Consider the following 22,798-nt stretch of genomic DNA (forward strand, 5'->3'; position numbering starts at 1 on the left):
CACGGTGTGCACAGGTAGCGTTTTCGAGGAACCGCTACCGGTGCCCCCGAGCCTGTGAGCCGCTGCCGGTCATCAACGGCGGTGGCGATCGGTGCCTGGCTCTGCCAGATCAGCAGTGGTGGGTGAGGTGAGGCACTGGCACCTGGGACAGGGCTCTCCGCAGCATGCCGAGCTCCTGCTCGAGGGGGCGCTGCTGCTCTCCGTGCAGGGCGTTCAGGACGACGATCGCAAGGGCTCATCGCGCAGGCCATGGACCGGGCTCTCCTGTACGACGCTAAGCACGACCTTGCCCACGGTCTGCAACAGGCTCTTCTCCCGATGACACTACCCACCATTCGCGATCTCTCCGTCGCAGCCCGCTATCTGCCGGCTGCCCGCGGTGTCGATGTCGGCGGCGACTTCTACGATCTGATCCGACTCAGCGACACTGCTGCCGCCGCCGTCATCGGAGACGTGCAAGGGCACAACATCAACGCCGCGGCCCTCATGGGGCAGGTCCGCACCGCCGTCCACGCCACCGCCGGCACCCTGCCCGGCGAAGTCCTGGCCCGCACGAACCGCGTGCTCATGGATCTCGAGACCGACCTGTTCGTCTCCTGCCTGTACATCCATATCGATCTTGCCGATCACCGTCTCCAACTGGCCAGCGCAGGACATCCGCCTGCACAGAGGCCGACTACCCGCTCACCACCGTTGCGCTGCCTGAAGGAGCCCTCCTCGCTCTCTACACCGACGGCCTCGTGGAAGCCCCTGACATCGACCTCACCGACTCCATCGGTGCTCTTGCTCATGTCCTCAGCAGTAACGGTGACCGGCCACTCGACGACCTGTGCGACAGCCTCTCCGTCATGCAGACCTTCATCACGCGCGCACAGACGACGTCGCTCTGCTCCTCCTGCGCAGCCGGTAGGGCAGAGAGGCGGTTCTTCGTCTCGCCCACCGTCGACAGCGACGCCATTCTCTGGCTCGGCACGGAAGCCGGCTTCCAGATCTACCTGAGCATGTAGATACGTCACGCCCAGGTTCCGCAGGACGCCGCGGTGCCCCGGCCTCTGCAAGGAGCTGCCATCGGCTCCGCTGCAGCGTCTTCCGTGCGGACGCCCCGGACACGCCCCCACAGCGTCCGGGGCGTCCGCAGGCCGTGCCTGGCCCAGGATCGCCGTGGAGAGCGCATCCCAGAGCCGCGGGTTGGTCATGCGGTGGGAGACGCCAAGAGCGTCGAGGCCGACCCTGAATCCGGCTTCGAGGGTCTCAGGCAGGCACGCGGAGTCGGTGGTTGCGAACCTCGGCACCTTCCACATGCACCCCAGATTCCGGTGGCGGTGCGTACGGCTCGCGCGCGGCCAACGGCTTCGGTCTCGACCCAGATGGGGTGATCGCTCGGCAGGACGGTCATGGTTGTGCTCCTCGTGTCGTGCGGGTGTTGCGCCGTAGCCGCTCGCGTCATGCGCGTTCGAGGTGCGCGACTACGGAAAGCCGAGCGGCTCGCTCAGGGGCCGGGGGCTTCCGGCCTACTCGCTATGTGTCAGTGCGACAGCGTCAGGGATGCCGAGATCAATCATGGACTTGGTGTTGGTGACGACGCTTACCGCGTGGTGGCGGGCGTAGTCGGCGAGTGCCAGGGACAGCTTCGGCTCCGAAGGGGTGCGCTGCATGGATGCGGTCAGGTGGCGCAGCAGGTCGGGGGTGAGCCGGGCGCGGCCCTGGAGCAGGCGGAGGTTGTCCGGCCCATGCTCGGCGGCAAGTTGCGCGGCGTGTGCGGGGTCAGGCTTCTCGACCAGGGCCGCCATGGTGCGATCTGCTCCTGTGCCGTTGCAGATGATTACCCCGTGACTGCTGGCGCCTTGCAGGGTGAACGGACCGGCGAGAACTGCCGGGGTACCCGGGGCCGCGGTGGCCATGAGTTCGGAGAGGGCTGTGTGGCTGGGGTCGACGTTGTCAGCGAAGGCCAGACAGAGGTCCCCGGTGTTCAGGTGTTCGGCGCCGTTCAGCACTGAGGTGATGTCGGCGTAGCGGCCGTGCTGGGCGATGAAGTCGACCTGCATACGGTCGGTCAGCGGGTGCTGGCCAGCCGGCTGGTGGGCGAGTTGGCGGTATCGGGCCTGGGCGCCGGGAGCGAGAACCTGCCGGGTCCAGTCGATGAGCGGGGCGTAGTACGGGTGGTGCACGACGACGGCGCGATCGGCCCCCAGTTTGGCGGCCTCCTCGAGTACGTGAAGGAGGCCAGGGCGCCCCTGGACCGGGCGGAGTTCCTTTGGCAGGAACGGGGACCAGCCGGCTACGCGGGTGCCGAGTCCTCCGGCAGCGATGACAACCGCGGTGGGACGCTCATTCATCGGTGTTCCCCCTTGCCCGGGTGGGGTGGCGCTACGGTCTGGGGATGCATACACGTGTGACGGGCGTCGTCATCGAGGACGGCGCGATCCTGCTTCTGGACCAGGACACGGACAGCAAGCGGTCGTGGAGCCTGCCGGGGGGCAAGGTCGAGGACGGCGAGACTCTGGTCGAGGCCCTGGTTCGAGAGATGCGAGAGGAAACGGGCGTCGAGGTCGAGGTCGGGCGCTTGCTGTACCTGTGCGACAACGTCAAGGCTCATGTCGTTCACGTCACTTTCGAGGCCCGGCGGATCGGCGGGCAGATCGGGGCCGTCACCGAGGGCGCGGATACACGCCCGATTCGGCAGGTCGCGTTCGTCAAGCTCGACGACCTGCCCGCCCTGGGGTTCAGCGAGACGTTCGTGAAGCTCTGTCAGGAGGACTTTCCTGGGGCTGGCTCATACATGGGCCCCAAGTCCGCGATCGGCCTATGAGCTCGGCGCCGCCGCAGTCAGTGCGGTGACCAAACGGCGGTCCAGTTCGCCCAGTGAGCGGGCGGGACCGCCGAGATCATCAATCCAGCCGTTGAGGCGGTGCGCCAGCTCCCAGGCGCCGAGCCCGGTTGCCTGAGTAGTGTCAGGGTCGCGTACGAGGCGGATACCGACGCCGCGCGAGGAGCCCAGCAGGTACCTCGACCGCTCCGCAGAGATCGCCGCCCTGGTGCCCGGGGTATTCCACGCCGCACCGAACAGGAAACGCTGCTCGGGACGCGCCGCGTCCTGGGTGGGGCCGTCGCTGCACCAGATCTGAAGGTTCCCCACCAGGTGGTGAACCTGCCCAGCGCCGAGATCTGGCTCGACGACGCAGGACGCGTCCCCTATCGCGTAATCGCAGTTACGCGCCGGCGGCGCTCCAAGGCTGGCTTCCAGCGCCTCGGCTCGGGTAGGCAGGCGTGCCCCCGACCAGGCGGCCATGACGGCTGCTCCCACCCACGTGACCCAGTACGCCGGGTGCGCCTCGAAGCCAGGACTCACCAGCCATCGCCGCTCCTTGGAATCGAAGCGCAGTCGGCCGCCACGTTCGTGCGGCATCGGGCACAGCAGGAGATTCGTGCCGGACTGGGTGTTCGGCATACCGGCTACCCGCAGCATGGTCAGCAGGTCGGCCATTTCAGTGTTGGTGACCAGCGTGTTCCGCCAGGACACGCCGGCCATCGGGCAGTAGCCGGGAAGCGGTACCTTCTGCCCGGCTGAGGCGGGCCGTGTGGCCCGGCGCGGACGTGTGACCGGTTCGTGCAGCTCATACAGGTCGTCTCCGGCCAGCCATTCGGCAGCAGTCGCGGTGACCTGCGGGTCGAGCGTCTGTGCAGCGCGGCCAAGGGTGTCGTTGGCGTGTTTGCTCACTAGTTCTGCCGTACGACGGTTCAGGCCGGCGATGAGTTCGTTCTTGGGCCTGTTGGTGGCGAAGGTGGAGTCCGCGACGGTGGGGCTGGTGGGCCGCGGCTGACCTTTGGCCCGCAGGTTGACGTCCAGCAGGTCGGCGATGCGGCCCAGAGTCCCCGTGGGGTCCTTGACGTGCTGCTCGTACGAAACGATGGTGTGGGCTCGTTCCTGCAGGGCACGGGCCAGCAGCAGCGAATTCACAGCCATCAGGCGCCCCAGCGCGACGGGTTCCTCGGGGTCGTCCTGCGGCAGCAGCAGTTCGAACTCGTCGCGCCACCGCGCAGAGCGGGCGGTCACCGCGACCTGCTCATACCGCTCGCCGTAGCTCCAACGCTTCCACAGGCGTCCGCGGGCAAAGCTGGAGGCCACTCCGACCGGTGCACGGGTGAGGACCAGCACCGGAGAGTAGGGCAAGAGCGCGAGCGTGGTGGCCGTGGAGAAGAAGAGGTTCGTTTCCTTGACCAGGTGCCGCGGATCCCCATAGAGATCGCTCAGTGCACAGGCCAGGTGGTGCCGCTCCAGCTCACCGAGCCAGGCACCCCCGGTCAACTCGAGCGGAACACGGTTCTGCGGGGACGTCGGGTGTTTTCTGCTGAGCTGCTGCCGGAACGGTTCGTTGTGCTGGGGCATCTCTGCGCGCAACGAGTCGGACAGCCAGTTGGACCCGACGCGCTCGAACGTTCCCAGGGCCAGCACTGGCGCCGTGGTGTGTGCCAGGTCCTCAGCTTCGTACGGTCCGTGGAGTGAGGTCACCTGCCTGGCAAGGGCCGTGAGATCAGCTGTGAGCATGGATTCTCCAGGAGGCTCGGAGGTGCCGAGAGCTACATGGGCTTGATGGAAGCTGCGGTGACGATGAGGACGACGGCAGTCAGGAAGACCGCCACTTGGCACACGCGTCGGAACATGGACTTCTTGAATCTCAGCAGCGCGGTCGGCGGGGTACTGCCGTGCGGTCACCACGGCGGAAGCGGCCGCCCGGCCGGCCCCGGGGAGACAACGGGGCAGGGACCGTGGTGCCCGGCGAAGAGCGGGCATGCGTCGTCGGGTTCGGGTGAATGCGGGCAGTCGGTCAGTACGACCACGGTGCTCAGGGGGCCGAGCCATTTGATCCACGCGACCTGATCCGCGCCGAGGTGTCGGAGGCACGCGTAGTGCGGGCCGCGGTGGTTCGGGGGCAACGGGCAGCTCGACCAGCTGATGTAGTCGTCCCCGCCGGTGTCTGACGGCAGGGCCAGGACGGTAGCCCGCAGGGCGAGGGGAACCCTGTAGTCCTGCTGCTCACATGACGGCAGCGCTCGGCCCGTGGCAACCAGGTGGTCCGCGTACTGCGCGGCCCATTCCGGGTCGAGCCGTAGGCGCTTCAGGATTTCATCGGTGGTCGTCATGTCAGCATCCGTCCGCAGGCGGGGCGGTGATCTTGATACCTGCGGACGCCGCCTCGGCGGCGAGTTCATGGAGGTCGACGGGGGTGACGCCTTCGAGCTGTACAAGCTCGCGAGCGGCGTTGATCCACGCGTATTCCTTGTGGCCGAACGGCCGCTCGATCAGCCGTTTGCGGGGGCCGAGACTCGGTTCGAGCGTCGCCGGATCGCGCAGGACACCGGCGACACCCCACGGCCGTGCGTTCTTGACCAGCGCGGCGGTCCACCCTTGCCTGATGTGTGAGCACGCCTCGACGGACTCAAGCGCGCACGGGAGACAGACGGGTGGTGAGTCTGTCGTTTCCCCATCCGATATGACCTGACCGGGGTCGAGAGCACGCATGAGGAACAGGTGCCGTTCGCCCCAGAACTTCCAGTGCTCGTCGAACGTGCTGTTGCCGCAGACCTGGCACAGCAGGTGGGCCATGGCCTGGCGCTGGCGCATCGGGTGCACGCCGGCGAGCGCCGGAGTCCCCTTCCCGCGCGCGACTGCCTGGCGCACCCACAGGGCGCCGTGCCGCCGGTCGGCGACTTCCAGCTCGTCGGTGTAGCTGATGCCCCACACCCCGCGGTAGGAGGCACGGATCACCTGGGGGTGGAAGACCGTTTCGAAGCTCCACGTCGCGATGAACGGGACGTGCAGGCCGCGCCAGTAGCGCTGAACTCGGCCCCGGGCCGGGAGCCCGCTGTCAGCCGTTGCTGGCATGTTCACGGTCCCTTCCGGGTGTCAGCTGTCCGTAGGCGATGAAGGCGCGACGGTCGTGCAACCAGTGCAGGAAGTGCTCGTAGGCATCGTCGGCGGTGGGCATGGCCTGGCGGCTGGTCGTGAGGATGCCGTCCACGAAACCGGCTCCCGCGTGGCGGCAGGCCCGGCTGAACTCGGGCCGTAGGTCGGTCGGCGTCGGACCGCCGGGTGTTTGGTCGGTGAAGCGTTCACGGTGCACACGCCAGTTCCGGCCCTCGGCGAACTCACCGAGGAGAGCGTGCTCGGCGTCGACGTCGCCGCCGGGCCCGGCCAGCACGTACGTGGAGACCCTGATGGGGCGGTGCGGTGCGATCGTGGAGACGGCGCTCTCGAAGAAGCTGCGGCGCAGGGCCGCGAGCCTGCTGCCGGCACTCAACCGCCGCCGTGGTACCTGGCGGTCGTAGTACGGCCAGTCGTCGTCGATCTCGTCGACGGGGACGATCTCCAGCACAGCATCCTCCGGTGCAGCTCTGCGCGGGGCGGGCCCTGGTGCCGGAGCCGGTCCGGGAGCCGGCACCAGGGCGGGGGGTCCGTGCTCGCCAACGTCCAGGGGGACGGCGTCGGCGAGCACGGAGTTCAGGGGGCCAGACCGAGTTGGGCCGCGAGGGCGGCGTGCGGTGTTGGCTCGGGGCGGCACACGTCGAGGGCGTTCCGGAGGGGCTGGAGAGGAACAAGGCGGTCACTCGCGGACGGACGGAGCCAGTACGGGCCAGGGGGCCCGCAGCGGTCCAGGGAAGGCAAGGTGATCGTGTGGGGCGCACCGAGACACACGGCGTACTCGTGGGGCTCCCAGCGGGCGGAGGAACCGGGCGGGACCAGCCAGTACAGCCACTCGGCCTCAGGATCCTCGATGACCGGCCCACAGCCGTTCTGCTGCTCGTCCATGCGGTTGACGACCTTGCGGGCCTGAGAGTCGAAACCGGTGATCACGACATCGAACAGGTTGCCTCCGAGACGCACCCGCGTATCGCGTCTGGCCTCGACCGCCAGAAGCGTTCGGATCACTTCGGCGAGGTCCGCCATATCGGCAGCCGGCTCGCGGACCGGTCCACTGGACTCGACCAGCTGCTGCATCATCTCGACGGCGATCTGGGCCGGCGGCGCGGTCGAGGTAATCACGGCTGCACCAGGCCTGGGAGGAGGCGTGCACGGACAGCCTTGCCACCGTGCTCGCACAGGTGCCAGGAAAGAGCACCCCCAAGACGGCGCACCGTCCAGAGACCACAGCCGAGCTCGCCGGCCTGCGCCCGCTCAAAGTGACGGAACTCGGGGAGAGGGTCCTCGACATCGATCAGAAGGGCGTGATCTTCCGTGATGGCGAGCCTCAGCCGCAGGAGCCGGTCATCATGCTGCGCGCCCGGGTCGGCATGCTTGACGGCATTGCCGACGAGGATGCCGACGACCTGCGTAGCGGACTCGCGGTTCCCCGGCCATCGGAGCATCGTCAGCCTGGTCCGGGCGTGTAAGCGCGCCAGTTGTGCGGCACCGGGCTCAAGCTGGAACACCCTGCTCCACTCACGATCGACTGGCGAGCTCGGCAAGGGATCCGACGAAGGCGTCGGCCGGCGGCCGAGCGGTAAGCGAGGCTCCGCCGCACCGTCCGGGTGCACTGGCGGCCGTGCGGTCTCGATGGACACAGGGACTCCCTGATTACGCGAATGGTTCGTACCGGCACTGTCAGCAAGGGCAAGTACGAGCCTGACGACGCCCGCCTTCCAGACCTAGCCCCGTCTCTCCCTCGGAACGCAGACGCAAGTTGACGCCGAACCTCGTACTTTCCTCGGACTTACCTCGGTGCCGCTAAGTACGTTGGTTCAAGGGCAACTTCCTGGGGGCGGGGCTCTACCGTCGACGCCAGTGACATGCAGAACGTGCAGGAGATGAGGGAGACCATGCCAACGCTGCTCCGGTACCTGCTCGACCAACGTGAGCTCCGCGACCTCGCAGCGTTTCTGCCCTACTTCAAGAAGGCTGCACGCGAGCTGGCCGAGTTCGAAGGGAACCCGGCCATCGCGACTCTCGCCCCGGCAAAGGCGACCTTCGAGGGCTGGTACTACGGCACCCGCAGACCCCAGCGAGATGCCCGGAGGGTGCTGGTGCGGCTCCTGGGCTACAGCATCGACCAGCTCTGGACTGAAGTTGAGGCCGGCACGGTGCCCGAGCTCCCCTCACTGTTCGGCACGTCACGCGCAGAAGGTCCGGCCGAACCCGGCTTGGCCATGCACGAGATGAAAAGGACGGGCGTAATGGCAGCACGACGCGCAATGGATTTCGCCCTGGGTGCGGAACGCAACCAGGTCGGCGACGAAGCTCTCGGCTTCCTCCAGGACGAGGTCGCCCGGATCGTGGAGCTGTACCCCCGCATCCCCCTGTCAGAGATCTGGGAGGACCTGGCCAACGCACAGGAGGACACCTTCCGGATCCTCGAAGGCGGACGAGCCCGCCCGTCCCAGCTCAGGCAACTGCACTTCATGGCTACAGTGCTCACCTTCCTGATGGCGAAGGGCTCCCACGACATGGGTGAGTCCAAGGTTGCTCTGCAGCAGACCCGCGTCGCCGCGTTCTGCGCGAAGGAGGCAGAGCACACGGGCCTGATGGCCGTCGTTGACGGGCTCAAGTCCCTCATCTCCTACTGGGCGGGCCGGCCCGACGACGCCCTGCACTACGCACGCCAGGGGGCGACCTACGCCCCCAACCAGAGGGGCACGGTCAGCGTCTGGCTCCCCGGACTCGAGGCCCGCGCCGCAGCGCTCCTCGGCGACGAAGGAGCCGTACGCGCAGCCAACCAGAGGGCAGAGTCGCTTCGCGAACTGGTGGTGCCCGATGACCTGGACGCGCTGGGAGGCCTGCTCACCTACCCGGAGCTGAAGCAGCTCTACTACGTAGTCGAGTCCGAGGTGCTCCTCGGCCACGGCGACACCCAACTCGCTGCGCGCGCGGAGGAGGCAGTCCGCGGCTTCAGCGATCAGGAGCAGTCGCACTGGGCCTTCGGCGATCTCGCCGGCTCGCAGTGCAACCTGGCTCTCGTCCGGCTGCACGCCGAGGACCTGGACGGTGCGGCAGCGGCAATCCGGCCTGTCCTCGACCTGGCCCCGGGCATGAGGAACAACGGCATCGTCAGGTCCGCCGAGCGGGTGAGGGACGCGCTCGGCCGCAACTCGATGGGCGCCACAGCGCTGGCAGGCGACCTGCGCACCGAGATCGGCATGTTTGAGCCCTCTCGCCCCGCCCTGCCTCGGTAGGCCCGGGATACAGTCCCTGCATGTACCCGATCAGCCGTTCCAGCGAGCGCCTGGAACTTCGCGAACTCACCATCGATGACGTAGACGCCATTCTCGCGATCTACGGAGACCGCGAGACGACGAAACACATGTCGTTCGAGCCGCGGACGCGAGCACAGGTAGGTCAGATCGTCGCTCGCTCCGTAGCCTCGGCCAGCGCATCGCCCCGCAGTGAGTACGCCCTCGCGATCGTCGAGAGCCACAGCGACGAACTGATCGGGTTCGGCCGCATAGCCACAGATCCTCACCAGCCCCGCGGCGCCACCTTCGGCTTCGCGCTGAACGCCAAGGTCTGGGGATTCGGGTACGGCGTCGAATCGGTGCGCCTCCTCCTCGGCCTCGGCTTCGAGGACCTGAAGCTTCACCGCATTTGGGGAGCACGATCGCCTCTGAACGAGGCGTCGGCGAGGACCATGGCGAAGGCGGGCATGGTGGAGGAGGGCATCATCCGGCAGCACATCGAGAGAGCCGGAGTGTGGCGCGACTCGGTGGTGCACGCGATCGTTGAGGACGACTGGGCCACCGCGTAACTGCGCAATGCGAATGGGCCGGGAGCGGTGGGCCACGCCGCCCCGGCCTCTCTCACAGCTCTGCCCGCAACAATCGCAGGCTGCGGCTCGCCGACGACCTGAGATGTGGGCTAATGGCACCGTACTTCGGGCAGATCGAGGTGAATCCGGAGCTGGTTCTCGACCTGGCTGCCGAACTCAACATCGTGATCCGGCCGGAAAGCCACAGCCCCACCCCGATCAAGAATTGCAGTCGTTGCCCGCCTGACGGTCGGCCAGCTAGGTCGGGGTGCCATCCCTGCTAGGCGGCGGGCACGGCCCATTCCAGCGGCTCGTCTATCGCGTCAGGGGCGTAGACGATGTACTGAGGCCTCGCACTGCTCTGCACTGGGAACGGAATCTTCCCTCGCACGCATCGGTCTGGCTTGACCGAGACGTCGTCTGTAGGGAACTCGGGCTTGGGCAGGTCGCCACCGTTGAGACCGGTGACCTCTACACGGGTGCCGTCTTCGTATGCGAGGGACCAGGGGAACTGGCTGACGGTGAACGTCATCGCGCCGGTGTTGCAGACCTTGATTTCTGCGGTGGCCCAGACGTCGCCGCCCAGCTCGTCGCCTGGAGGCTGTGGCCCCTTCACCGGCTGGGCGTAGGCGATGACGGCGGCGCTGAAGGTGATGTCGTTGGGCCTGTCATTGATGTCTGCGGTCTCGCCCATGGTGAAGGTGGTCTGCTGCTTGGGTTCCGGGGCGGTGCTACTCGTGGTGGTGGCGGATTCGGGCTTGGAGTCGCTCTTCGTGACAGTGGCGCCGTTGTCGCTGCTGCACGCTGTGAGGGTGAGCATGAACGCCGCAGCGATGGTGGCCGCGGTGATGGTGCGGGTGTGCATGGTCCCCCCAGGGATGTGCTGTGGAAGGAGCAGTGTGGCATGTAGGTGCGCATGGTGTGAGAGGAATGTGAAGGGTGCTCCGTCCGTCGAGGGTGATCTAACGACGTGGTGAACGATATCGCGCGGGGTGTCTTGGTCGAGGCCGAGCCTTCTGGCCGCTCGCGCACCGTCCAGCGCTGGGGGCGGGGTGATGCACAGACGCCCTGGTGGCTGCTCTCGTCTCTCCGTCGATCCGGAGCGAAGTGAGCAGGCTGTGCACAACGCCGCTGTGACGCCCGGGAGCGGCCGAATCCGCTGAGTCGAGATGCCGGGACAGGAGCCGTAGCGCGTCCAAGTCCATGGTCTGGGCGCGACGTCGCCGGCCTAATCCGCGGAGTTTGTGGTTCATCCTCCACTCGCAGGACGTTGTTTGCTGCTGATTGGCCTGCTCGAGCACGGCATCTGCGACCGGCCGACGGACTTCTGCGTGCTTGGGGGCCGCTCGCCCTGGCACGTTCGCCCACGCCGTCATATGACCGCGTTTCTCGAGGCCAGCAGCCGACCTCGGCAGTGCCGGATTACCGACCTCACCTCATCATGATGGCGGATCTCAGAGCAGGACGGGAAGAGAATCCAGCCCGCGGATGAGCCGGGTGGGCCGCCACTCCAGTCGTTCAGCAGGCACGGCGAGTCGGATGTTGGGGAAGCGATTCAGAACCGCGCGCAGGGCGGTGTGCGCTTCAGCCTTGGCCAGAGGTGCGCCGACGCAGCGGTGGATGCCGTGGCCGAAGCTGAGATGGCCGGTCGCGTCCCGGTCCAGGTCGAGCCGGTCCGGCGCCGGGAAGCGCCTCGGGTCGCGGTTGGCGGCTCCGAGGGCGACGAGGACGGGGACGCCCGCGGGGATGTCGGTCCCGCCCAGGGTGATGGCTTCCGTGGTGAACCGGAAGGTGGAGGTGCTGACCGGTGCGTCGAAGCGGAGCAGCTCGTCCAGTGCCTGCGGGATGGCTTCTGGGTTGCTGCGTAGACGTTCCAGCTCGGTCGGGTGCTGCAGCAGGGCCAGGGCGGCGTTGCCGAGGAAGTTGGTGGTCGTCTCATGGCCGGCGACGAGCAGGAGCACGGCCAAGGAGACCAGCTCCTCCTCGCTCAGACGGTCCTGGCCGTCGTGGGCGGCGATGAGGCGGTCGAGGAGTGAGTCGCCTGGGCGACTGCGCTTGGACGCGATGAGGCCAGTCATGTATTCGGCGACGGCGTACGACGCGGCGTCTCCGCGAGCGGGTTCTCCGGCGGCGAACAGTTCGGCGGACCAGTGCTGAACCTGTGAGCGGTCGCCCTCCGGCACGCCGAGCATCTCGCAGATCACCATGACCGGAAGAGGGACGGCTAGGTCGGCGACGAGGTCAACCGGCCCGTCCGCGGGCCAGCGGTCCAGCAGTTCGTCGGTCAGCCCGGTGATGAAGGGGCGAAGGCCGGTGACCGCGCCGCTCGTGAACGCTCCGGTGACCAGCTTGCGGAGCCTGGTGTGCTGAGGCGGGTCACTGGCCAGCATGGTGTGCGCAACGGCGGGATGCAACTGACGCTTCGAGTCTTTGCCAGCGAAGAAGGCGGCGGTGTCTTTGGACAGTCGAGCGTCGCTGAGAGCTTGCCGGGCTTCCGCGTATCCGGTGACCAGGTAGCTGTGGCGTCCGCTGGATCCGGACGCCACAGCCTGCACGGGGCATTCGGACCGCATGGCCGCGTACGCGGGATAGGGGTCGCGGACAGGCTGGCTGTCCTTGGAAGCGTCGTTCATGGTGTCAGGCTCCAACCGAGTACGGCAGACCATCATCGGCGACACGCGGCAGAGGACGGTTCTTGTAGGCATGGGTGACTTGGAGCAGCCATTCCGTCTCCGCGCGCAGGTCCCGTCGGTCTGCTCCAAAGCCCCCTGGCAGGGCCGCTGTCTCCTCGGGGCGCCGCCCCTCCCGCATGGAAGTCAGCGCACCCTTCACGACAGTCGCCTCCACGATCGCTGCAGCCGCCTGGGTACCGATACCAATCGATCGCTCGGCGGCTTCCTGTACCTGTCGGGAGCTGTAGGCACGGAGGGCGAGGATGCCATCGCTGATCTCAATGACACGTCGCTGGAGGAGAAAGTCACCGTCATCGACGTCTTCGGCCGGCAGTACGATCTCGGGCATTGCGGCAGACAGGTCCTGCCAGAGAGGACCGAGCTTCTCCAATGAGCGCTTTTCCCAACGGCGGCGCAGGGACTCGCGGATCGGATACACGACGGCGGGCAGGGTGAGGCCCAGGCAGATCAGAAGTACAGCGAGTGCTGGGGACGCCACACTGAAGGCGCAAGTCGACGCGACCAGCGAGGAACATTTCCCGTGTACGGGTATGAGGCCCAGGCCGAACATGAGGGACACGAGCCCCGTCACCTTGTAAGCGACGTAGACCATGGCGAACGCGCAGCCGGTCGCCGCGATCCGAAGGCCAACCTTGACGCTGCTTCTACCCGTGGCCGTCGACTGGCGGAGGACCTGCCGAAGGAATTCGACGACGGCGAAGCCCAAGTACGCGATGTAGACGAGCGAATATATGGCGTGTACATGCGGGGAGCGCCCTGTCGACTGTTCCACCGCAAAGAGCGCCGTCATGCAGGCTATAGCCGCAGCAAGAAGCCTCATGCGTATGCGAATACGTCGTCGGGCTTCTGCAGATTCGAGATTCACCTGGAAGGAGAGGGCCAGGACTGACGTAGCGGCTGCCAGAGACGCCGAGTTGCTCAGCAGGCGTGCTGCGTGAGGTACGAGAGTTTCCAGCGTGTGCGCGAACAGGGGGGCGTAGGAGGAGAAGGCCAAAGCGAATGAGGCGAGAAGACTCCCCATCGCCCAAGTGCCAGCGGGGCGAGGCGTGCCACGCCCGAAGGTCCAGTACAAGGAGGCGACAGTGAGCACGCAGGCCATCCCGAGAAAAACCACATTCATCGCGTGCGAGACCGGCCCTTCCTGACCGACTGGGTGAAGAGGGCATCCCAGCTCTCGCGCCCCTTCTCTGGCGCACGTGCAGGACACTCACGTTCGCGATACATGCGCTGCCGCACGACGGTTGCCATCATCTCGGCTTCGCGTTCGTCGTCGGTCGAATAGCTTGTGCGCCCCGACATGCGCATCACCAGCGTGGGGTTGACGCCGAGTGTGTGGGCTGTGGCCGAGTCAACTTCCAGGCTTCCGGGGTGGTTGAGGAGTACGTGGCACAGCTCATGCGTCAAGATGTGCCTCTGGTGATGCACGGAGGTTCCTTCCTCGTAGTAGAGGAAGTCGATCTCGGGAGTCTCCAGACGGATGCCGCACGGCGCATCAATGGTGCCGAGCGTGTTGAGCGGCTTTACGACGATCGGCTTACCACGAAGGGTGGCGATCGAGTCTCGGAATCCGCGTGTACTGAAGCGGTGCGGCAGGTTCAGCTGATCGATCTGCTTCTCACATGATGCGCGCAGGTGACGCTCGTCGATTGCTGGCAAGGGTATCGGCGTCCTCTTCGGTACGTATGGTGTCTCGCTCCTGAGCGACGCCAAAGAGCATGCCAAGGACGGCTGGAAAGCCGAACTCGTCGGAAGTAGTAGTTCCGGTTACAGATGGTGAAGCTTCAGCTCGGTCCGGCGAAGGCGGTTGGGCTTGTTGAATTTCGGTGAATCCTGTTGGAGGCCGGTATTCTGGGCGACGCGGACAGTCAGCTTGCCGCTTCCGAGCGTGGTTGAAAATGAGACTGTCTGGTATGTCTGGCTACGCTGAATGACGGCTTCATGATCAATCCGTCCCGTCTCATCGTGTCGTGTGAGGCGTTTCACGGAACTGCCCGATCTATTCTTGGCCTTATGGAACTCCCCGGTGGCCTGGGTGGCGCCGATACGCCCGGTGGAGAGTCACTGCCTGAGCTCCTGCGGTCCTGGCGGAAGCGCGTTTCTCGGCGCGCCGTTTCGGAGGCCGCGACTGCGAGGCGGCGCTCCGGGTTGACGCAGCGGGAACTTGCGCGCCTTGCAGGTGTGAGTGAACGTTGGTACGGCAATCTGGAGCGAGGGGAGCCGGCTGAGTACTCTGCGGACTTCCTGGACCGCCTGGCGTCTGCCCTGGGATTGAGTGAGGCCGAACGGAGCGCGCTCTATCTGGGAGCGATCGGCCGGCCGCCGGCGTCCGGCGTCTCGACGAGTTCGGCAGGGATGGACCTCACGCTTCAACAGTTCTTGGACAACCAAGCTCCGAACCCTGCCTTCGTGACGGACCTGGCGTGGAATGTCATCGGCTGGAACGACCCGCTGCGTGAGTGGTTCCCCTGGGCCGCGGAGCAAGGCAACCAGATGTTGTGGGCGTTTCTGAGTCCGCAGGCCCGGGAGCAACTCGTCGACTGGGAGCGCGGCTGGGCTCGTCCTTACCTGGGGCAAATCCGGTACGCCCGTGCTCGGTATCCGGACGACGGGGCGCTCGCGAGCTTGGAGCGCGAGATCCTCGCGCGCTCGGCTGACGCGCGGAGGATGTGGAACCTCCGTGAGGTTCGCGAGCATGCCGACGGCGACCTGCGCAGACTCATGCTTCCTTGCCATCGAGGTCGGGAAGTCTCGGTCCGCATCGTCGCCCTGCGCCTCATGCGTAGCGACCGGCTGCGGGTGAACGTTCTGATGGAGAGTGGTCTGGCTTCCGACGCCTAGTTCTGCCGGTCACCATGTGGCCAGCTCAAGTCGATGCGCCTCATTCGTCGTCGAGCAGTGCCGAGTCGTCTGTCATGCCTTCTAGTCGGCGAGCTTGGTCGATCACGGTGTTCAGCATGCTCAGACTTGCCGCGCTGAGCCCGTTGGCGCGCAGTGCGACCCGTCGCACGTCGTGGTCGCGCATTGCTGCGACAACGTGAATCTCCGCGCGCTGCCGTGTGGCCTCTTCCTCGTCGAAGAAGTAGCCAGGCTTCACTCCGAAGAAACCGGCCAGGGCTCGGATCGTCTGCATCTTCGGGTTCGAGTTGACCCCTTTGCGGAGCTGCTGGATGGCGCTGGCAGAGATCGCTACGCCTGAAGTTTCCGCGATGCCCTTCGACACCTCCGCGTACGTGTACGGACCGCGGCCCTTCGGGTGTACCTCTCTGAACAGGTAGTCGAGCAACTCGGCGAAGCTCTTCTCGGTCATCTCCAGCCCTTCGTCATGACCGTAACCCTATCCACTCCAGTGGTGATCTTGCGCAGGGGTGCCCCTGTGGCGGCCATTGCAGTTGACGTGCGGGCGCAATTGCGGTGTACGTTTACTCGCACCTTCATCCAGTGCGGTGTTCCGTGCCTGCTCAGGGTGGGTTCTGCCTCTGGACTTGTGCCAGGGCTAGCCATATGGTCCTGGTCCCCGACCGGGGGCCGGGAGGCATACAGGAGGAGAGGGCGATGCCAACACAGGAGACATAACCGCGCACGGGGCCGGGGTAGCCGGACGCCGGGAGCTACCAACTCCCGAGCGTCGGCTCAAGGACCCGAGGGCACCTGTTCACAACTCGCGGGCGGCGGGGCTTTTGCACGAGAACCGCCGCACCGCGTTCCTACGAACAACGGAGTATCACATGCTCGCCACGCCAAGCGTCAACCCAGCCTGCCCGGATATCGAACGACAGCACCGTCTCGCTGCTCAGCTCGCAGAGATGATCCCGGGCGCGGCCACGATCCGAGTCAGCCTCACCGACCCGAGCGGGGTGTGGCCCCACCCGCGTGCCGCTATCCGGGACGAGGGCGGGAAGGCCCTGGAGGCGAGCCGGACGACGGCGACGGTCGCCGCCCGCTGGATCCTGCGCGTCTGGCCGGAGGCGGACTGGACCCGGCCGCACACCTTCGACATCCAGCGCGCTGTCCTCACCTGCAGTGACCTGGTCGCCGCCGGTCGGAGCCGCTGACATGGCCCGGATACGCACCATCAAGCCGGAGGCGTTTTTCTCCGAGTCGCTCGCCGAAGTGAGCGTCGAGGCCGAGCGGACCTTCTTCGGCCTCCTCACGCAGGCCGACGACCATGGACGGCACCGCGATAACGCCGCGATCATCGCTGGGCTCCTGTGGCCCCTGCGCGCCGAGCACACCTCGGTCCACGTCGAGGACGATCTTCACCAGCTCGCGAACGCCGGCCTGATCTGCCGGTACACCGGCTGCGACGGTCGCCGCTACCTCCATGTCGTGACCTGGTCCGAGCACCAGAAGATCGACAAGCCGAGCCAGTCGCGCCTGCCCTCGTGTCCGCAGCACCAGGCTGCCTACCGGTGCGCACCGTGCAAGGGCGCCTGCACCCGGCGGGCCGAGGGCTCGTCCATCACTACCCGAGGACTCGCCGAGACTTCGGGGAGGACTCCCCGAGCCCTCGATCTGCCTGCCATGCCCACTTCGACGAGGCCTGACCACGCAGACGAGCCCGCAGCCGACCGGCAGGAGGCCGCCGCCGGAGCAATCAGCGCTCCCGAGCGGGCTGGAGCCAAGAGCGCAGGTCAGCAGGCATTCTCCGAGGACTCCCCGAACCCTCTCCGAAGTCTCCCCGAAGACTCGGCGCCTGGATCTAGGATCTTGGATCCTGGATCTCTTATCCCTACGGGGCGCCCAGCGCCCGCAATCGGCGTCTCCGCCAAGGACCTCGTCGGTGAGTACGTCGCCGGGTGCGACGAGCGCCCCCCGAGCGACGTGATCGGGCACCTCGGGCGCATCACCAAGAAGCTGCTGGGCGAGGGCATCGCCCCGGAGCACATCCGGGCCGGGCTGACGAACTTCGCGGCCAACCCAAAGCACCCGAGCGTGCTGACCAGCATGGTTAACGAGGCGATGAATGCACGACCCGGCGGTTTGGTGCGGCCGGCAATCCGGCCTACCGTGCCCGCCCACCAGGCGTGGACCAACCCGGCCAACGCTTCCGCCGCCTACGCCGAGGAGCTGTGATGTACACCCGTCACCGCGAGCCGCAGCTCCTCGGGAACGAAGGCACCCTGGAGCGCATGGCCCGGATCCTGGCCATGCGCAACATCGACCCGGCCGACGCCGCGCCGCACGACGATCCCGAGCCGTTCTCCCCGCTGGACGCCCTGCTGGCCGGGATGCCCCCGCGCTACCAGGCGGCTGTCGCCGACCACCCCACGGTCCTGGACTGGGTCCGGCAGGTCACCGAGGCTGCCGTCGCCCCCAGCCGGGGAGCCCGGCGGCAGGTCACCACCGGGACCAGCCTGCTGTTGGCCGGGATTGTGGGCGCGGGCAAGACGCACCAGGCGTACGGCGCGGTCCGAGCGCTGGTGCAGAGCGGGGTCGGCGTGCGCTGGCGTGCGACCACCGCTGCCGACCTCTACGCCGATCTTCGCCCCCGGACCGGGGTCGACAGCGAGCGGGAGCTGGCGGCCATCAGCCGCTGCCCGCTGCTGATCATCGACGACCTCGGCGCGGCCAAGGCGAGCGAGTGGGTCGAGGAAGTGACGTACCGGCTGATCAACCGGCGGTACAACTACGAACTCCCCACGCTGATCACCACCAACCTGGCGATCAGGGACCTCCGCTCTCACCTCGGCGACCGCGTCGCCAGCAGGCTCGCGCAGATGACCACCCGGGTCGAGTTCGAGGCCGTTGACCGCAGACGTCGCAGCGCCGTCGCCTGACCCGCGGCGGGCAACCCCGCCGGCCGCGCCTCCACAGCACCTGCCCCGGGCACCTACCGACCCAGCGCACCTCTCCGCCGACGCCCCTGCGCGCGGAGAGCGATCGGAGCACCTCGCATGACCAACACGACGATCAGCCCTACCCGCCACCGTCAGCTCGGCGACCACGCCTGGCAGGCCGATGCCGTCTGCCAGAGCACCGAGTACAACCCGGTGGACCCCGAAATCTTCTTCCCCGAGCCCGACGAGACCGACAAGATCGCCACCGCCAAGTCCCTGTGCGGCCAGTGCCCGGCCCGCCGAGCCTGCCTGGACGCCGCGCTGGAAGGCGGCACCACCGACGGCATCCGAGGCGGACTGACCGAGGAAGAGCGCGGACCGCTGCACGAGAAGATCGCCCAGCGCCTCGACTACAGCCGCGTCAACGACACGATCGACGGACGCGACATCCACCTCACCAAGGCCGAGCGCCGTGCGGTCGTCCATGCCGCCTACCGCCACGGGGTGAGCGAGCAGCGCCTGGCCTGGCTCCTCAAGATCACCGAGGAACATGCCCAGAAACTCTACCGCGAACTCCGCCGCGCCCTGCGCAACCGAGACCTCAACCAGCCCACGACGGCCACCTCACTCCCCGAGGCCGGCGGCGAGCGCCTGGTCCGTGACGACTTCGGGACGGCGGCATGACCACGACGAGCCTGGCGAAGCCGGCGCACATATCCGGATGGGATCGCGCGGTCGTCATCGCCCTGGGCGGCGCGGGATGCGCGCTGTCGTACGACGCCCTCCAGCAGATGGCCGGCGCCATCCACGTCCGCGGGTTCCTGACCTACCTCTTCCCCCTGGTGATCGACGGGTTCATCGCCTACGGCGTACGGGCTCTCCTCGTCCTCCGCGAGGCACCCCTGCGCGCCCGGCTCTACGTCTGGACGCTCTTCGGCACGGCCACCGCCGCCAGCATCTGGGCCAACGCGCTCCACGCGGTCCGGCTCAACGAAGAGGCGGCCACCGGCACCGGGCTCCGGCTCGGAGACACGGTGGTCGCGGTGCTGTCCACCATCGCCCCGCTCGCCCTGGCCGGGGCGGTCCACCTCTACATCCTCATCGCCCGGGGGCCGGCCAAGGTCTATGACCGGGAGAACCTCGGTCAGGCCGGCCACCCCGGTCGGACAGATCGGGGCGACGCCACCGAGGTCACCCGGACTGACCGAGCCGGTCAGCAGCAGCCGGCGGCCGGTCAGGTCAAGCCCGGTCAGTCGGTCACCGCCCCGACTGACAGGTTGCCGCTGTCGCTGACCAAGCAGGCCATCACCACCCGGTCACTGACCGGGGACACGAACCCGGTGGACAGCGGCCTGCCGGTCACCGGTGACCGCGATCGGGCTCACGGAACCCCTGACCTGCCGGGACAGACGGACAGGGCGCGGCCGTTCACTGACCGCCCCGACGGCTCAGCCTCGGTCGCTGGTGACCAGGACAGCCCGCCAGCGGTCACCGCCCCGCCCGTCACCCTGTCGCCGGTCACTGACCGGGACACCCGGACAGCCGGTGACCGGCGGTCCGACCTGGGCACCGAGGAGTTGCTGAAGATCGCCCGGTCGGCGGTCAGGGCCGAGGACAAGCTGACCCGCAAGGTGGTCGCCCAGGCGATCCGAGGTCAGCAGATCCCGCTGTCCAGCGACACCCTGACCGCGCTGATGTCCCAGCTCCGCGAGCAGCATCGCCAGCCGGTCACCTCCTCCCGGACCTGACCGCACCTCCACGGAGCGGGTGACCGAGCCGGTCACCCCGCCGGTCGCCCGCTCCCTACGCCCGCCCGACGTCCCGGCACAGCAGAAGCGGAGAACCCCTGATGCGTACCCACCCGGCCACGCCCGCCGAAGTCGACTCCTGGCTGACCGTCCTGCACCAGCACGGCCACCTCCACCGCGCCCAGTCCGGCCCCGACACCACCTGGATCGTGCAGCGCGAGCAGCACGACCGGCCCTGGACCTTGCACCACCCGGTCCTGGCCATGGACTGGATCGAGGGACTCGTCCGCGCAATCCAGCAGCAGGACCCTGAGACGAGCCGATGACCACCGACGACCTGGCGGCCACCACCACCGGACAGCAGCGTGTCCCCACCACGCCTCCTGGCGGAGCAAGCTATCGCGTACGACGGTCCTACGGCCCGACGTACGCACTTACCCCCGCCCAGGAGGGCGGGGGAAGCCCGGCTGGTCCCCGAGCGAGGGCGCACGGGGACCAGCCGGGCAACCGGCACCAGGGGGCGCCGGTCACCGGGGGAGAAGCCGACCGCGACGACCACCGCGAGCAGCCGAGCCCGAGCACGCCCGCCTACCCCGACCGCAAACCGCGCCGCCGCACCCGCAACCCCAGCGAGCGCACCCGCAAGACGACCACCCGCCTCTCCGACACCGAGAAGACCGAGATTGCCGAGGCCGCCACCAAGCGCGGCGTCACCGTCGCCCGCTTCCTCGCCGTCTCCGGCCTGAGCGCCGCCCGCGGATGCGCCGCCGTGCACAGCAACGACCAGCTCGACACCGCCATCGACGAACTCGCCGCTCTGCGCACCGCGCTGGCCCGGATCGGCAACAACATCAACCAGATCGCCTTCGTCCTCAACAGCGGTGGCCAGCCGCGCGCCGGTGAACTCGAACACGCGCTGGGCGCGCTGACCGGACTTCTCGCCCGCGTCGATGACGCGGCGAACGACCTGGTGACCCGGCGGCTGTGATGGTTCCCGACATAGGACGCGGCGCCCGCACCCACGGCCTCCTCGTCTACCTGTACGGCCCCGGACGGCGCGAGGAGCACACCGACGCACACCTCGTCGGCTCCTGGGACTGCTTCGCCCCCGACCCCGGCCGCGACACCGGCCTCGACCCCGACCCGAAGATCACCCTCGCCCGGCTCACCGCCGCCCTGGACCTGCGGGTCAAGCAGGCCGGCGACCGCGCACCCGCCAAGCACGTCTGGCACTGCTCGGTCCGCACCGCCCCCGGCGACCGGCGGCTGGACGACGGGGAGTGGAACGCCGTCGCCCAGCGCATCGTCCACGCCACCGGCATCGCCCCGGCCGGAGACCCCGACGGCTGCCGGTGGATCGCCGTCCGCCACGCGGAGGACCACATCCACATCGTCGCCACCCTCGTACGCGGCGACCTGCGCAACCCGCGCCTGAACTACGACTTCAACAAGGCCCAGGCCGAATGCCGCCGCATCGAGAAGGAGATGGGCCTGCGGCGCCTGAACGCCGGCGACGGAACCGCAGCGAAGAATCCCAGCAGCGCCGAGAAGTTCAAGGCCGAGCGCACCGGCCGCCCGGAGACCTCGCGCGAGACGCTCCGTGAGGCCGTCCGTCGAGCCGTGGCGGGAGCGGACTCGGAAGAGGAGTTCTTCACGCGGCTCCGAGAGGCGGGGGTACGGGTGAAGCTGCGGCACGCTCCGTCCGGTGACGCGCTCGGCTACAACGTGGCCCTGCCCGGCGACCGCAACCGCGACGGAGACCCGGTCTGGTATCCCGGCTCCAAACTGGCCCCCGACCTCTCCCTTCCGAAGATCCGCCTACGCCTCGCCGACGGGGCCGCCGAGCCGAGCGCGCCCGCGGTCGGCGCTGACCGGACGAACTGGTCACCGCCCGCCCGTCAACGACGCAACGCCACCCTCATCGCAGAGCGCTCGGCCACGCTCCTGGAACGCGACGAGGACGGCGAGGCCGCCCCCCAACTCGTCGGCGTCGGAGAACTCCTCGACGCTGTGGCCCAGACCTCACCGGCCACCACCCGCACCGAGCTGGCCGCCGCAGCTCGCGCCTTCGAGCGGGCGACCCGCAGTCATGTCCGCGCCGAACGCGCCGACACCCGGGCCCTCCGCTCGGCCGCCCGAGGCATTGTCCAGGCCGGCGGGGCGCTCGGCCGAGGCGAGGACGGCGGCACCACCGCCATGCTCGTTTCCACCCTCGTCCTCGTCACCCTCGCCGCCGCCCGCTGGCACTCCGCCCGCGGACACGCCCAGCAGGCCCACGCCTCCCGACAAGCCGCCGCGCACCTGCGCACCGCCTACCGGCAGGCCGCCGCCACCCCGATGCGCATGCTGCACGACCAAGGCCGCGCCCTTCCTGACGCCCAGCGCCTCATGCACGAGGCCACCCTTCGCGCCGTCCTGCCCGAGAAGGTCGTACGGGCAGGAGGCACGGAAGCGAGGACCGACGCCTTGGTCGCCACCCTCGCCCAGGCCGAGCGGGCAGGCCACGACTCCGAAGCCCTCCTGCGCCAGGCCATCGACATGCGCGAACTCGACAGCGCCGACGACGTGAACGACGTCCTGGTCTGGCGCCTGCGGCGCATCGCCCAGCTCCCGGCACACCCGGGTGACGGTGCCCGTCGTCCGCAGGCCGCCACCCGCCAGGCCACCACGCCGAGCAGCCGTACCAGTGAACGAAACGCGACGGCAGCCGTACCGCTCGGGACTGCTCAAGACCCCAACCGCCGCTCGCCACGTCGCTGACCACGTCGAACCGGACGTAGACCACCGTCCGAGCGGACGCCTCGAAAGGTATGGACAGCCGGTTCCACCGGCTGTTACGGATGAAG

The 22,798-nt window shown here is 68.0% G+C and carries 24 protein-coding genes and 1 pseudogene; 14 read left to right on the forward strand and 11 right to left on the reverse strand.

Annotation, left to right across the window (positions count from 1 at the left end; genetic code table 11):
* Window positions 1–231: 231 nt before the first annotated feature.
* A pseudogene (locus ACFUNE_RS04995) lies at window positions 232–910 on the forward strand (PP2C family protein-serine/threonine phosphatase); the annotation flags it as partial.
* Window positions 911–1,511: 601 nt separating this feature from the next.
* Here ACFUNE_RS04995 and ACFUNE_RS05000 read toward each other — a convergent pair.
* Window positions 1,512–2,336, reverse strand: coding sequence for a sugar phosphate nucleotidyltransferase (locus ACFUNE_RS05000; RefSeq protein ID WP_383562318.1), 825 nt, complete (start codon window positions 2,334–2,336; stop codon window positions 1,512–1,514).
* Between the two features lie 44 nt (window positions 2,337–2,380).
* Between ACFUNE_RS05000 and ACFUNE_RS05005 the strand changes: the two genes are divergently transcribed.
* Window positions 2,381–2,809, forward strand: coding sequence for an NUDIX domain-containing protein (locus tag ACFUNE_RS05005; protein WP_383562320.1), 429 nt, complete (start codon window positions 2,381–2,383; stop codon window positions 2,807–2,809).
* Here ACFUNE_RS05005 and ACFUNE_RS05010 read toward each other — a convergent pair.
* The 5 genes from ACFUNE_RS05010 to ACFUNE_RS05030 form a co-directional block, all read right to left on the reverse strand.
* Window positions 2,804–4,546, reverse strand: coding sequence for a hypothetical protein (locus ACFUNE_RS05010; protein WP_383562322.1), 1,743 nt, complete (start codon window positions 4,544–4,546; stop codon window positions 2,804–2,806). The two genes, ACFUNE_RS05005 and ACFUNE_RS05010, sit on opposite strands and share 6 nt — an antisense overlap.
* Window positions 4,547–4,710: 164 nt before the next feature.
* Window positions 4,711–5,142 carry a hypothetical protein gene (locus ACFUNE_RS05015; protein WP_383562324.1) on the reverse strand — a complete coding sequence of 144 codons (432 nt, stop codon included), beginning with the start codon at window positions 5,140–5,142 and terminating at the stop codon, window positions 4,711–4,713.
* Window position 5,143: 1 nt separating this feature from the next.
* On the reverse strand, window positions 5,144–5,884 hold the full coding sequence (locus ACFUNE_RS05020) for a hypothetical protein (RefSeq protein ID WP_383562326.1): 741 nt from the start codon (window positions 5,882–5,884) through the stop codon (window positions 5,144–5,146).
* The gene (locus ACFUNE_RS05025; RefSeq protein ID WP_383562328.1) at window positions 5,868–6,374 is read right to left on the reverse strand and encodes a hypothetical protein; all 507 of its coding nucleotides are present in this window, start codon (window positions 6,372–6,374) and stop codon (window positions 5,868–5,870) included. The genes ACFUNE_RS05020 and ACFUNE_RS05025 overlap by 17 nt, the downstream gene beginning before the upstream one ends.
* Before the next feature lie 125 nt (window positions 6,375–6,499).
* Window positions 6,500–7,042, reverse strand: coding sequence for a hypothetical protein (locus ACFUNE_RS05030; protein WP_383562330.1), 543 nt, complete (start codon window positions 7,040–7,042; stop codon window positions 6,500–6,502).
* Window positions 7,043–7,089: 47 nt separating this feature from the next.
* Between ACFUNE_RS05030 and ACFUNE_RS05035 the strand changes: the two genes are divergently transcribed.
* From ACFUNE_RS05035 to ACFUNE_RS05045, 3 genes are all read left to right on the forward strand, one after another.
* Window positions 7,090–7,389: a hypothetical protein gene (locus ACFUNE_RS05035; RefSeq protein WP_383562332.1), complete on the forward strand. Its 300-nt coding sequence runs from the start codon at window positions 7,090–7,092 to the stop codon at window positions 7,387–7,389.
* 426 nt (window positions 7,390–7,815) lie between these two features.
* Complete coding sequence (locus tag ACFUNE_RS05040) at window positions 7,816–9,165, forward strand: hypothetical protein (protein WP_383562334.1); 1,350 nt, start codon at window positions 7,816–7,818, stop codon at window positions 9,163–9,165.
* Window positions 9,166–9,185: 20 nt separating this feature from the next.
* The gene (locus ACFUNE_RS05045) at window positions 9,186–9,734 is read left to right on the forward strand and encodes a GNAT family N-acetyltransferase (RefSeq protein WP_383562336.1); all 549 of its coding nucleotides are present in this window, start codon (window positions 9,186–9,188) and stop codon (window positions 9,732–9,734) included.
* A 280-nt stretch (window positions 9,735–10,014) separates the two neighbouring features.
* On the opposite strand, the gene ACFUNE_RS05050 is transcribed toward ACFUNE_RS05045, so the two are convergent.
* The 4 genes from ACFUNE_RS05050 to ACFUNE_RS05065 all read right to left on the reverse strand — a co-directional run bounded on the left by ACFUNE_RS05050 (window position 10,015) and on the right by ACFUNE_RS05065 (window position 14,083).
* Window positions 10,015–10,599 carry a DUF4352 domain-containing protein gene (locus tag ACFUNE_RS05050; protein WP_383562338.1) on the reverse strand — a complete coding sequence of 195 codons (585 nt, stop codon included), beginning with the start codon at window positions 10,597–10,599 and terminating at the stop codon, window positions 10,015–10,017.
* Between the two features lie 589 nt (window positions 10,600–11,188).
* A complete protein-coding gene (locus ACFUNE_RS05055; RefSeq protein ID WP_383562340.1) occupies window positions 11,189–12,367 on the reverse strand; it encodes a cytochrome P450 in 1,179 nt (392 codons plus the stop codon).
* Window positions 12,368–12,371: 4 nt separating this feature from the next.
* A complete protein-coding gene (locus ACFUNE_RS05060) occupies window positions 12,372–13,547 on the reverse strand; it encodes an MAB_1171c family putative transporter (RefSeq protein WP_383562342.1) in 1,176 nt (391 codons plus the stop codon).
* Window positions 13,544–14,083 (reverse strand): regulator component, encoded by a 540-nt coding sequence (locus tag ACFUNE_RS05065; protein ID WP_383562344.1) that lies wholly within the window; start codon window positions 14,081–14,083, stop codon window positions 13,544–13,546. The genes ACFUNE_RS05060 and ACFUNE_RS05065 overlap by 4 nt, the downstream gene beginning before the upstream one ends.
* A gap of 354 nt (window positions 14,084–14,437) precedes the next feature.
* On the opposite strand from ACFUNE_RS05065, the gene ACFUNE_RS05070 reads away from it, so the two are divergent.
* Window positions 14,438–15,265, forward strand: a complete 828-nt coding sequence (locus ACFUNE_RS05070) for a helix-turn-helix domain-containing protein (RefSeq protein ID WP_383563032.1) — start codon at window positions 14,438–14,440, stop codon at window positions 15,263–15,265.
* A gap of 40 nt (window positions 15,266–15,305) precedes the next feature.
* On the opposite strand, the gene ACFUNE_RS05075 is transcribed toward ACFUNE_RS05070, so the two are convergent.
* Entirely contained in the window at window positions 15,306–15,734 is a 429-nt protein-coding gene (locus ACFUNE_RS05075) for a Secondary metabolite protein (protein WP_383562345.1), read from the reverse strand.
* A 418-nt stretch (window positions 15,735–16,152) separates the two neighbouring features.
* Between ACFUNE_RS05075 and ACFUNE_RS05080 the strand changes: the two genes are divergently transcribed.
* From ACFUNE_RS05080 to ACFUNE_RS05115, 8 genes are all read left to right on the forward strand, one after another.
* Entirely contained in the window at window positions 16,153–16,479 is a 327-nt protein-coding gene (locus tag ACFUNE_RS05080) for a transcriptional regulator (RefSeq protein WP_383562347.1), read from the forward strand.
* 1 nt (window position 16,480) lies between these two features.
* Window positions 16,481–17,500, forward strand: coding sequence for a hypothetical protein (locus ACFUNE_RS05085; protein WP_383562349.1), 1,020 nt, complete (start codon window positions 16,481–16,483; stop codon window positions 17,498–17,500).
* Window positions 17,500–18,204 carry an ATP-binding protein gene (locus ACFUNE_RS05090; protein WP_383562351.1) on the forward strand — a complete coding sequence of 235 codons (705 nt, stop codon included), beginning with the start codon at window positions 17,500–17,502 and terminating at the stop codon, window positions 18,202–18,204. Before ACFUNE_RS05085 ends, ACFUNE_RS05090 begins: the two co-directional genes overlap by 1 nt.
* Window positions 18,205–18,321: 117 nt before the next feature.
* Window positions 18,322–18,888: a WhiB family transcriptional regulator gene (locus ACFUNE_RS05095; protein WP_383562353.1), complete on the forward strand. Its 567-nt coding sequence runs from the start codon at window positions 18,322–18,324 to the stop codon at window positions 18,886–18,888.
* Window positions 18,885–19,952: a DUF2637 domain-containing protein gene (locus ACFUNE_RS05100; RefSeq protein WP_383562355.1), complete on the forward strand. Its 1,068-nt coding sequence runs from the start codon at window positions 18,885–18,887 to the stop codon at window positions 19,950–19,952. The genes ACFUNE_RS05095 and ACFUNE_RS05100 overlap by 4 nt, the downstream gene beginning before the upstream one ends.
* 101 nt (window positions 19,953–20,053) lie before the next feature.
* Window positions 20,054–20,278 carry a hypothetical protein gene (locus ACFUNE_RS05105; protein ID WP_383562357.1) on the forward strand — a complete coding sequence of 75 codons (225 nt, stop codon included), beginning with the start codon at window positions 20,054–20,056 and terminating at the stop codon, window positions 20,276–20,278.
* On the forward strand, window positions 20,275–20,940 hold the full coding sequence (locus tag ACFUNE_RS05110) for a plasmid mobilization protein (protein ID WP_383562359.1): 666 nt from the start codon (window positions 20,275–20,277) through the stop codon (window positions 20,938–20,940). The genes ACFUNE_RS05105 and ACFUNE_RS05110 overlap by 4 nt, the downstream gene beginning before the upstream one ends.
* Window positions 20,940–22,712 carry a relaxase/mobilization nuclease domain-containing protein gene (locus ACFUNE_RS05115; protein WP_383562361.1) on the forward strand — a complete coding sequence of 591 codons (1,773 nt, stop codon included), beginning with the start codon at window positions 20,940–20,942 and terminating at the stop codon, window positions 22,710–22,712. Before ACFUNE_RS05110 ends, ACFUNE_RS05115 begins: the two co-directional genes overlap by 1 nt.
* The last annotated feature ends 86 nt before the right edge of the window (window positions 22,713–22,798 follow it).

Source organism: Streptomyces sp. NPDC057287, assembly GCF_042667905.1.
Classification (GTDB): domain Bacteria; phylum Actinomycetota; class Actinomycetes; order Streptomycetales; family Streptomycetaceae; genus Streptomyces.

Coding starts and splice junctions, on each gene's coding strand:
- ACFUNE_RS05000 (WP_383562318.1), bottom strand. CDS start 2,336: ATGAATGAGCGTCCCACCGCGGTTGTCATCGCTGCCGGAGGACTCGGC.
- ACFUNE_RS05005 (WP_383562320.1), top strand. CDS start 2,381: ATGCATACACGTGTGACGGGCGTCGTCATCGAGGACGGCGCGATCCTG.
- ACFUNE_RS05010 (WP_383562322.1), bottom strand. CDS start 4,546: ATGCTCACAGCTGATCTCACGGCCCTTGCCAGGCAGGTGACCTCACTC.
- ACFUNE_RS05015 (WP_383562324.1), bottom strand. CDS start 5,142: ATGACGACCACCGATGAAATCCTGAAGCGCCTACGGCTCGACCCGGAA.
- ACFUNE_RS05020 (WP_383562326.1), bottom strand. CDS start 5,884: ATGCCAGCAACGGCTGACAGCGGGCTCCCGGCCCGGGGCCGAGTTCAG.
- ACFUNE_RS05040 (WP_383562334.1), top strand. CDS start 7,816: ATGCCAACGCTGCTCCGGTACCTGCTCGACCAACGTGAGCTCCGCGAC.
- ACFUNE_RS05045 (WP_383562336.1), top strand. CDS start 9,186: ATGTACCCGATCAGCCGTTCCAGCGAGCGCCTGGAACTTCGCGAACTC.
- ACFUNE_RS05050 (WP_383562338.1), bottom strand. CDS start 10,599: ATGCACACCCGCACCATCACCGCGGCCACCATCGCTGCGGCGTTCATG.
- ACFUNE_RS05055 (WP_383562340.1), bottom strand. CDS start 12,367: ATGAACGACGCTTCCAAGGACAGCCAGCCTGTCCGCGACCCCTATCCC.
- ACFUNE_RS05060 (WP_383562342.1), bottom strand. CDS start 13,547: ATGAATGTGGTTTTTCTCGGGATGGCCTGCGTGCTCACTGTCGCCTCC.
- ACFUNE_RS05070 (WP_383563032.1), top strand. CDS start 14,438: ATGGAACTCCCCGGTGGCCTGGGTGGCGCCGATACGCCCGGTGGAGAG.
- ACFUNE_RS05075 (WP_383562345.1), bottom strand. CDS start 15,734: ATGACCGAGAAGAGCTTCGCCGAGTTGCTCGACTACCTGTTCAGAGAG.
- ACFUNE_RS05080 (WP_383562347.1), top strand. CDS start 16,153: ATGCTCGCCACGCCAAGCGTCAACCCAGCCTGCCCGGATATCGAACGA.
- ACFUNE_RS05085 (WP_383562349.1), top strand. CDS start 16,481: ATGGCCCGGATACGCACCATCAAGCCGGAGGCGTTTTTCTCCGAGTCG.
- ACFUNE_RS05090 (WP_383562351.1), top strand. CDS start 17,500: ATGTACACCCGTCACCGCGAGCCGCAGCTCCTCGGGAACGAAGGCACC.
- ACFUNE_RS05095 (WP_383562353.1), top strand. CDS start 18,322: ATGACCAACACGACGATCAGCCCTACCCGCCACCGTCAGCTCGGCGAC.
- ACFUNE_RS05100 (WP_383562355.1), top strand. CDS start 18,885: ATGACCACGACGAGCCTGGCGAAGCCGGCGCACATATCCGGATGGGAT.
- ACFUNE_RS05105 (WP_383562357.1), top strand. CDS start 20,054: ATGCGTACCCACCCGGCCACGCCCGCCGAAGTCGACTCCTGGCTGACC.
- ACFUNE_RS05110 (WP_383562359.1), top strand. CDS start 20,275: ATGACCACCGACGACCTGGCGGCCACCACCACCGGACAGCAGCGTGTC.
- ACFUNE_RS05115 (WP_383562361.1), top strand. CDS start 20,940: ATGGTTCCCGACATAGGACGCGGCGCCCGCACCCACGGCCTCCTCGTC.